This is a genomic window from Mycobacterium sp. IS-1742 (assembly GCF_001500125.1).
Lineage (GTDB): Bacteria > Actinomycetota > Actinomycetes > Mycobacteriales > Mycobacteriaceae > Mycobacterium.
Window position 1 is genome coordinate 211,068 of sequence record NZ_LQIV01000044.1, and the last position, 8,374, is coordinate 219,441.

8 protein-coding genes and 1 pseudogene are annotated in these 8,374 nt (G+C 69.3%); 7 read left to right on the plus strand and 2 right to left on the minus strand.

All coding sequences use genetic code 11. The features are described 5' to 3' along the window. Positions 1–37: 37 nt before the first annotated feature. Together AU196_RS23985 and AU196_RS23990 are read right to left on the minus strand one after the other, a co-directional pair. Positions 38–1,216 carry an acyl-CoA dehydrogenase family protein gene (locus tag AU196_RS23985; protein ID WP_059097573.1) on the minus strand — a complete coding sequence of 393 codons (1,179 nt, stop codon included), beginning with the start codon at positions 1,214–1,216 and terminating at the stop codon, positions 38–40. Next, complete coding sequence (locus tag AU196_RS23990; protein ID WP_157546637.1) at positions 1,213–2,901, minus strand: acyclic terpene utilization AtuA family protein; 1,689 nt, start codon at positions 2,899–2,901, stop codon at positions 1,213–1,215. Before AU196_RS23990 ends, AU196_RS23985 begins: the two co-directional genes overlap by 4 nt. A 251-nt stretch (positions 2,902–3,152) precedes the next feature. Between AU196_RS23990 and rpmF the strand changes: the two genes are divergently transcribed. The 7 genes and pseudogenes from rpmF to AU196_RS25715 form a co-directional block, all read left to right on the plus strand. Then, the gene (gene rpmF / locus AU196_RS23995) at positions 3,153–3,326 is read left to right on the plus strand and encodes a 50S ribosomal protein L32 (RefSeq protein ID WP_059097575.1); all 174 of its coding nucleotides are present in this window, start codon (positions 3,153–3,155) and stop codon (positions 3,324–3,326) included. A 67-nt stretch (positions 3,327–3,393) separates the two neighbouring features. Further along, entirely contained in the window at positions 3,394–4,080 is a 687-nt protein-coding gene (locus AU196_RS24000; RefSeq protein ID WP_059097576.1) for a response regulator transcription factor, read from the plus strand. Then, positions 4,080–5,606, plus strand: a complete 1,527-nt coding sequence (locus AU196_RS24005; RefSeq protein WP_059097577.1) for a HAMP domain-containing sensor histidine kinase — start codon at positions 4,080–4,082, stop codon at positions 5,604–5,606. Before AU196_RS24000 ends, AU196_RS24005 begins: the two co-directional genes overlap by 1 nt. A gap of 90 nt (positions 5,607–5,696) precedes the next feature. Further along, positions 5,697–7,028, plus strand: a complete 1,332-nt coding sequence (locus AU196_RS24010; protein WP_059097578.1) for a S1C family serine protease — start codon at positions 5,697–5,699, stop codon at positions 7,026–7,028. A 23-nt stretch (positions 7,029–7,051) separates the two neighbouring features. Continuing rightward, positions 7,052–7,597 carry a MogA/MoaB family molybdenum cofactor biosynthesis protein gene (locus AU196_RS24015; protein WP_172800610.1) on the plus strand — a complete coding sequence of 182 codons (546 nt, stop codon included), beginning with the start codon at positions 7,052–7,054 and terminating at the stop codon, positions 7,595–7,597. A gap of 156 nt (positions 7,598–7,753) precedes the next feature. Then, entirely contained in the window at positions 7,754–7,912 is a 159-nt protein-coding gene (locus tag AU196_RS25935; protein ID WP_197415883.1) for a hypothetical protein, read from the plus strand. A 386-nt stretch (positions 7,913–8,298) separates the two neighbouring features. Beyond that, positions 8,299–8,374: pseudogene (locus AU196_RS25715) on the plus strand (MspA family porin); the annotation flags it as partial.

Here is an 8,374-nt window from a genome sequence, read left to right on the forward strand (position 1 = left end):
GCCGCGATCTTTCGCAGTGGGTGCACGTTCGCGGGGTTCATGACTGGTATCCAAGCGTCTTCGCGGCCAGTGCGGTCAGGATTTCGGTGGTGCCGCCGCCGATGCCGAGGATCCGCATGTCGCGGTACTGCCGCTCGACCTCGCTCTCGGCCATGTAACCCATGCCGCCGAACAGTTGCACGGCCTGGTTGGCCACCCACTCGCCGGCTTCCACGGCGGTGTTCTTGGCGAAGCAGACCTCGGCGATGAGGTTCGCCTCGCCGGGTTCCGATGTCGCCGCCGCAGCGGCTCCGGCCAGCTGCCGCTCGACGACGTGGTGGGTGTACACCCGGGCGACGTCGATGCGCCGCGCCATCTCGGCCAGCGTGTTCTGCACGGACTGCCGCGAGATCAGCGGCCGCCCGAACGTCTCGCGGTCGCGACACCACTGCACACTGAGGTCGAGGCAGCGCTGCGCACTCGAATACGCCTGCGCCGCAAGGCCCACCCGCTCGGAGACGAATGCGCCCGCGATCTGCAGGAAACCGGTGTTCTCCGCGCCGACGAGGTTTGCGGCCGGGACGCGGACGTCGGTGTAGGACAGTTCGGCGGTGTCCGACGACCGCCAGCCCATCTTGTCCAGCTTGCGGGTGACCTGGAATCCGGGTGTGCCCTTGTCCACCACGAGCAGCGAGACCCCGCCGGCGCCCGGGCCGCCGGTGCGCACCGCGGTGACGACGTAGTCCGCGCGCACCCCCGACGTGATGTAGGTCTTGGCCCCGTTGACGACGTACGAGTCGCCGTCGCGTTCGGCCCGCGTGGTGAGGTGCCCGACGTCGGAACCGCCGCCCGGTTCGGTGATCGCGAGCGCGCCGATCAACTCGCCCCGCAGCGTCGGCCGGACGTAGGCGTCGATCAGCCGCTCGTCGCCGGATGCCGCCATGTGCGGTGTCGCGATGCCGGAAGTGAACAGCGAGGCGAACACCCCGCCGGGGGCGCCGGCGTGGTGCATCTCCTCGCAGATGATCACCGCGTCCGCGCCGTCGCCGCCACCGCCGCCGACCGATTCGGGCATGCCGGCCCCCAGCAGGCCCGCCGCACCGGCTTTGCGGTGCAGGTCGCGGGGCAACTCGCCGGCGCGCTCCCATTCGTCGACGTGCGGCAGCACCTCGCGTTCGGCGAACGCGCGCACCGTCTTCCGCAACGCGTCGCGCTCGGGCGTGTGCCAGATGCTCACCGGGGCAGCACCTCCTCGGGAATGTCGAGATGACGGCTGCGCAGCCATTCGCCGAGTCCCTTGGCCTGCGGGTCGAACCGCGCCTGGTACGCCACGCCCTGTCCGAGGATGCCGTCGACGACGAAGTTCATCGCCCGCAGGTTGGGCAGCAGATGGCGGGTCACCGGCAGGTCGGCGGTCTCGGGGAGCAGTGTGCGCAGCAGGTCGATGGTCAGGGTGTGGGCGAGCCAGCGCCACTGCTCGTCGGTGCGCACCCACACCCCGATGTTGGCGCTGCCGCCTTTGTCCCCGCTGCGCGCGCCGGCGATCAGTCCCAGCGGGGTGCGCCGCGTCGGCCCGGCCGGCAGCGGTTCGGGCAGTGCGGGCTCGTCGACCGGCGCCAACTCCAGGGTGTCCGTGGCGGCGGGGATGTCGGTGCGGGTGCCGTCGGCGTGCACGGCGATGTGGGGGACCTCGGCGGCGTCGACCCGGCCCGCGGTGAACACGCCGTAGACCTGCCCGTCGCCGGGCGGGGCGGTGACGTGGAAGCCGGGATAGCTGGCGAGCGCGAGTTCGACTGCGGCAGCCGAGAACTGGCGTCCCACCACGGCCGGGTCCGGGTCGCGGACCACGCAGCGCAGCAGGGCGCTGGCCGTCTCCTCGGTGTCGGCGTCGGGGTGGTCGGTGCGCGCGAGTGTCCATTCGAGTTCGGCAGGCCGCGTCGTGAGCCCCGCCTCGAGCTGGGTCCGGACGAGCCCGGCCTTCGCATCGATGTCGAGCCCGGTGAGCACGAACGTCATCGCGTTGCGGAACCCGCCGATGGTGTTGAGCGACACCTTCAGGGTCGAAGGTGGTGGTTCGCCGCGCACCCCGCTGATGCGGACCCGGTCGGGCCCGTCGTCGTCCACCCGCAGCGAGTCGACGCGCAGCGTGACGTCGGGGTTGGCGTATCGCGCCCCGGAGATCTCGTAGAGAAGTTGTGCGGTGACGGTCTCGGCGGTGACGGCGCCGCCGGTGCCCGGGTGTTTGGTGATCACCGACGAGCCGTCGGCGTGGATCTCGGCGATCGGGAAACCGGGGTGGGCGAGATCGGCGAGTTCGGTGAAGAAGGAGTAGTTGCCGCCGGTGGCCTGCACCCCGCATTCGATGACGTGACCCGCGGCGACGGCTCCGGCGAGCGCGTCGTGGTCGGTGGGTGTCCAGCCGAAGTGCGCGGCGGCGGGCCCTATCGTCACCGAGGCGTCCGTGACGCGGCCCGTCACCACCACGTCGGCGCCGGCGTTGAGGCAGTCGACGATGCCCCAGGCCCCGAGGTAGGCGTTGGCCGCCAGCGGCGTGCCGAACCCGAGCTCGCCGGCGCGGCCGATCAGGTCGTCGCCCTCGACGTGGGCGACGTTGACGGACAGGCCGAGGCGGTCGGCCAGCCCGCGCACCGCGGCGGCCAGCCCGGCCGGGTTGAGGCCGCCCGCGTTGGCGACGATGCGCACCCCGCGCTCGACGGCAACGCCGAGGCAGTCCTCGAGCTGCGCCAGGAACGTCTTGGCGTAGCCGCGGTCGGGGTTTTTCGCCCGGTCGCGCGCCAGGATGAGCATGGTCAGTTCGGCGAGATAGTCGCCGGTGAGGAAGTCGAGCTCGCCGCCGGTGAGCATCTCGCGCATCGCGGCCAGCCGGTCCCCGTAGAAGCCCGAGCAGTTGCCGATGCGCACCGGATCAGCCAATCCGCACTCCCATGCCGGCTCCCATCGTCATCGACCTGCCAACCAACCGGTAGGTTAGCCGGTACTGCCGGTCCCAGGTCAAGGTTTTGGCCGCGATTGGTGTCCCCGGGGCCGTCCCCGGCGCCCGGGGTTTTGGAGGCGGCGCAGCTCACCGGCTATCCTGAAGAGCACTTGCCGGCGCCCCGCCCTCAACCGGGTTCCGCGTGGCACCCAATACCTGTCAGAGGAGAAGCTCGATCATGGCTGTGCCCAAGCGCAGAATGTCGCGTTCGAACACTCGTAGCCGTCGCGCGCAGTGGAAGGCCAAGCCCGCCGAACTCGTCGGTGTGACCGTCGCCGGTCAGCAGCACAAGGTGCCGCGTCGCCTGCTCAAGGCCGCCCGCCTCGGCCTCATCGACCTCGATCGTCGCTGACACGAACTCGGGGCCGTAGCGGCGCGCCTCTCAGCGCTCTCTCAGGCGTTGAGGTGAAACTGTGCCTGTGCGCATTCTTGTCGTCGACGACGATCGTGCGGTGCGAGAGTCCCTGCGCCGGTCCCTGTCCTTCAACGGCTACTCGGTCGAGTTGGCCCAGGACGGCGTCGAAGCTCTCGACCTGATCGCCAACGACCGGCCCGACGCCGTCGTGCTCGACGTCATGATGCCCCGGCTCGACGGCCTGGAGGTGTGCCGGCAGCTCCGCAGCACCGGCGACGACCTGCCGATCCTGGTGCTGACCGCCCGCGACTCGGTGTCCGAGCGCGTCGCCGGACTGGATGCCGGCGCCGACGACTACCTGCCCAAACCGTTCGCGCTGGAGGAACTGCTCGCGCGGATGCGGGCCCTGCTGCGGCGCACCTCGCCCGACGAGGGCCCGGACTCGCCCGCGCTGACGTTCCTGGATCTCACCCTCGACCCCGTCACCCGGGAGGTGACCCGGGGTTCCCGGCAGATCAGCCTCACCCGCACCGAGTTCGCGTTGCTCGAGATGCTCATCGCCAACCCGCGCCGCGTGCTCACCCGCAGCCGCATCCTCGAGGAAGTGTGGGGCTTCGACTTCCCGACCTCCGGGAACGCACTCGAGGTGTACATCGGCTATCTACGCCGTAAGACCGAAGCGTCCGGGGAGCCGCGACTCATCCACACCGTGCGCGGTGTCGGGTACGTGCTCCGCGAGACGCCGCCCTGATGACCCTGCCGCATCCTCCCGTCCCTCCGCCTACGCGGCTCAAACCGCCGCGCAACACCAGTTCGTTGTCGTTGCGGTGGCGGGTGATGCTGCTGGCGATGTCGATGGTGGCGATGGTGGTCGTGCTGATGTCCGTCGCGGTCTACGCCGTCGTCTCCCGTGCCCTCTACGACGACATCGACAACCAACTGCACAGCCGCGCCCGGCTGCTGATCGAGAGCGGGTCGCTGGCGGCCGACCCCGGTAAGGCGATCGAGGGCACCGCCTACTCCGACGTCAACGCGATGCTGGTCAACCCCGGCCGGTCCATCTACACCGCCAACCAGCAAGGGCAGACGTTGCCGCTCGGTGAGGCGGAGAAGGACGTCATCTCCGGTGAGCTGCTGCTGTCGCTGCGCACCGCGAATCATCAGCGCATCCTGGCGGTCCACCTCACCAACGGCAGTTCACTGCTCATCTCCAAGAGCCTCGCGCCCACGGGCCAGGTGCTCGGCCGCCTCGGCACGGTGCTGCTGATCGTCGGCGGGGTCGGGGTCGCGGTCGCGGCCATCGCGGGCGGGATGGTCGCCAGAGCGGGGCTGCGGCCGGTCGGCCGGTTGACCCAGGCTGCCGAACGGGTGGCCCGCACCGACGACCTGCGACCCATCCCGGTGTTCGGCAGCGACGAACTCGCCCGTCTCACCGAGGCCTTCAACATGATGCTGCGCGCGTTGACGGAGTCGCGGGAACGGCAGGCGCGGCTGGTGTCCGACGCCGGCCACGAACTGCGCACACCGCTGACGTCCCTGCGCACCAATGTCGAACTCCTGATGGCCTCGCAGGCGCCGGGCGCCCCTCGGCTGCCCGAGGAGGAGATGGCCGGTCTGCGCTCCGACGTGATCGCGCAGATCGAGGAACTGTCCACCCTGGTCGGCGATCTCGTCGACCTCACCCGCGACGACGCGGGCGGGGTGGTCTACGAGACCGTCGACATGGCCGACGTGGTGGATCGCAGCCTGGAGCGAGTTCGGCGGCGGCGCAACGACATCGAGTTCGACGTCGACATCGTCGGCTGGCAGGTCTACGGCGACGCGGCGGGTCTGGCGCGCGCCGTGCTCAATCTGCTCGACAACGCGGCGAAGTGGAGCCCGCCCGGCGGTCGTGTGGGAGTGCGCCTGACACAGACGGATCCGGTGCACGCCGAACTCGTCGTCTCCGACCAGGGCCCGGGCATCCCGGAGGCCGAGCGGCGGCTGGTGTTCGAGCGCTTCTACCGGTCGACCGCCGCACGCGCGATGCCCGGCTCGGGACTCGGGCTGGCGATCGTCAAACAGGTCGTGCTCAAACACGGTGGCGCCCTGCGGGTCGCGGACACCGTGCCCGGTGGCAACCCGCCGGGCACGTCGTTCTACGTGATGCTGCCGGGCCGTCCGTTGTCGGTGGACGGCGGCGACGGAACCGGCCCGATGCCGCAGGGGATCCACGAGGCCTCGCCGAACGGGAAGTCGGCCAACGGCCGGTCCCGGCAGGCTTCCAGGGAACTCTAAGTGGATTCTCAGTCCCGCTGGGCACTGTGGGAGCAAGTCCTTCGTTGAACGAACTGTTGGATCACATACGAGGAAGAGCATCGACGCGACATGACGAACCACCCGAGGTATTCGCCGCCGCCGCAACAGCAGCCGGATCATCGACAGGTCGGCCCTGACACGGGGTACCCGCATGCCCAGCGGCCGGACGCGTATCCGCAGCAACAGCCGTATGACTGGCGGTACGCGGCCCAACCGCAGCAGCAGTTCCGGGCACCGTACGACCCCTACCGCGGCGCCGCCCAGCCGACCGCGGTGGTGCCGCAGCCGCGTCCTGTCCAAAAGCGTTCACGCGCAGGGGCATTGACGGCCGGTGCGCTCGCCGTGGCGGTGGTGTCCGCCGGTATCGGCGGCGGTGTGGCGACGATGGTCCAGCAAGACCGGCCCTCCTTCGGCAGTTCGATCACGGGTGCGGCGCCGAGCGTGCCCGCCGCGGCCCTGCCTGCCGGCTCGGTCGAACAGGTGGCCGCCAAGGTGGTGCCGAGCGTGGTGAAGCTCGAGACGAACCTCGGGCGGGCCTCCGAGGAGGGTTCGGGGATCATCCTCACCTCCGATGGTCTGATCCTGACCAACAACCACGTCGTGGCCGCGGCCGCCGACCGGCCCGGTGCACCAGGCGGCGCGCAGACCAAGGTGATCTTCTCCGACGGCCGCAGCGCGTCGTTCACCGTTGTCGGCACCGATCCCAGCAGCGACATCGCGGTGGTCCGCGCGGAGAACGTCTCGGGCCTCACGCCGATCACGCTGGGGTCGTCGAGCGATCTGCGCGTCGGTCAGGACGTGGTCGCCATCGGGTCGCCGCTCGGCCTGGAGGGGACGGTCACCACCGGCATCATCAGCGCGCTGAACCGGCCGGTCGCCGCAGGCGGCGACACGCGCAACCAGAACACGGTTCTCGACGCCATCCAGACCGACGCCGCGATCAATCCCGGCAACTCGGGCGGCGCACTGGTGAACATGAACGGTGAGCTCGTCGGCGTCAACTCGGCGATCGCCACCATGGGCGGTGACTCGGCGCAGGCGCAGAGCGGTTCGATCGGCCTGGGCTTCGCGATCCCGGTGGACCAGGCCAAGCGCATCGCCGATGAGTTGATCCAGAACGGCAGCGCCTCGCATGCTTCGCTGGGGGTGCAGGTCAGCAACGACGCCGCCACCGACGGCGCGAAGATCGTCGAGGTCAACGACGGAGGCGCCGCGGCCGCCGCGGGTTTGCCCAGCGGCGTGGTGGTGACCAAGGTCGACGACCGGGTGATCAACAGCGCCGACGCGCTGGTGGCGGCCGTGCGGTCGAAGGCACCGGGCGAGAAGGTGACGCTGACGTACCTCGACCCGTCGGGTAAGCCGCAGAGCGTGCAGGTGACGCTCGGGAAGATGCAGCAGTGACCACCGGCACCCGACCGGGAACACTGCGAGTGGCTGCGCCGCTGTCCGTGCCCACATATACGGTTGAGGTCATGGAACAGCCAGGGGAGTTGGTGGGCCGCGCGCTCGTCGTCGTCGTCGATGACCGCACCGCCCATGGCGACGAAGAGGATCACAGCGGTCCGTTGGTCACCGAGCTTCTCGGTGAGGCGGGTTTCGTCGTCGACGGTGTCGTCGTGGTCTCCGCCGACGAGGTGGAGATCCGCAACGCGTTGAACACCGCCGTGATCGGCGGCGTGGACCTCGTCGTGTCGGTCGGCGGCACGGGTGTCACGCCGCGTGACGTGACTCCGGAAGCCACCCGGGACATCCTCGACCGCGAGTTGCTCGGTATCTCCGAGGCGCTGCGCGCATCGGGACTGTCCGCCGGCATCGTCGACGCCGGGGTGTCCCGCGGGCTGGCCGGTATCTCGGGCAGCACCCTGGTGGTCAACATCGCCGGCTCGCGGGCCGCGGTGCGTGACGGCATGGCCACCCTGAGCCCGCTGGCCGTGCAAATCATCGGACAGCTATCCAGCCTGGAAATCTGACGTCTCTTCGTCCTGCCAAGACGCCGCGACGACGCCCCTTCAGCGTCGTCCGGCGTCTTTTTGGTTCGCTACGTTACGGCGACTGTCTGCAGCGTTACGGGCAGGTGAACAGAAATCCCATACCATTTGTGATCTTGACCACAGACAAGGATTCCCGTGACCGAGCATGCGAAGCCCTCCCGGGATTCAGTTAACAAGATCTTCGGCGAGACGCTGCCCGAGACGTCGTCCGACGAACGCGACGACCGGGCGGGCGAGGACGAGGCCCAGCACGACCGCTGGCTGCGCGACAACATTCCGCCTCACCATGATTGAAGGCCGGATTAGTACGATTCGGCGGAATATGCCTGGTGAAGGAATCTCCCACCCGGCGCACCGCTCCTGGTAGCTGCGAGTGCACGGATCTTGGGACGCACGCCGGGCGCGTGCACGGGGCGGCGATGGGCGGGGTCGACCGCGGATACCCAGCAAATACTGATCCGCATGCAGCCCCGGTTCGGCCGCCGCACCGCCCGCGTTGCCGCTCCATAGGTCCACCTATATGTTTCTCGTGTCAACGATGAGCTAGGCGTAAGAGCAATCTGTGGGGTCTCTAATTTTCCCCACAAGTTGCACTTGCAAGGTGTGTGGTGGAGCGGTAGGGCCAGGCACCCAACAACAACTCGGTGCGCACGTCACCGTCCATAACAGCTAGGGAGAACATGAAGGCAATCAGTCGGGTGTTGATCGCGTTGGTTGCGGCCATCGCGGCTCTGTTCACGAGCACGGGCACCTCCA

Coding starts and splice junctions, on each gene's coding strand:
- rpmF (WP_059097575.1), top strand. CDS start 3,153: ATGGCTGTGCCCAAGCGCAGAATGTCGCGTTCGAACACTCGTAGCCGT.
- AU196_RS24005 (WP_059097577.1), top strand. CDS start 4,080: ATGACCCTGCCGCATCCTCCCGTCCCTCCGCCTACGCGGCTCAAACCG.
- AU196_RS24010 (WP_059097578.1), top strand. CDS start 5,697: ATGACGAACCACCCGAGGTATTCGCCGCCGCCGCAACAGCAGCCGGAT.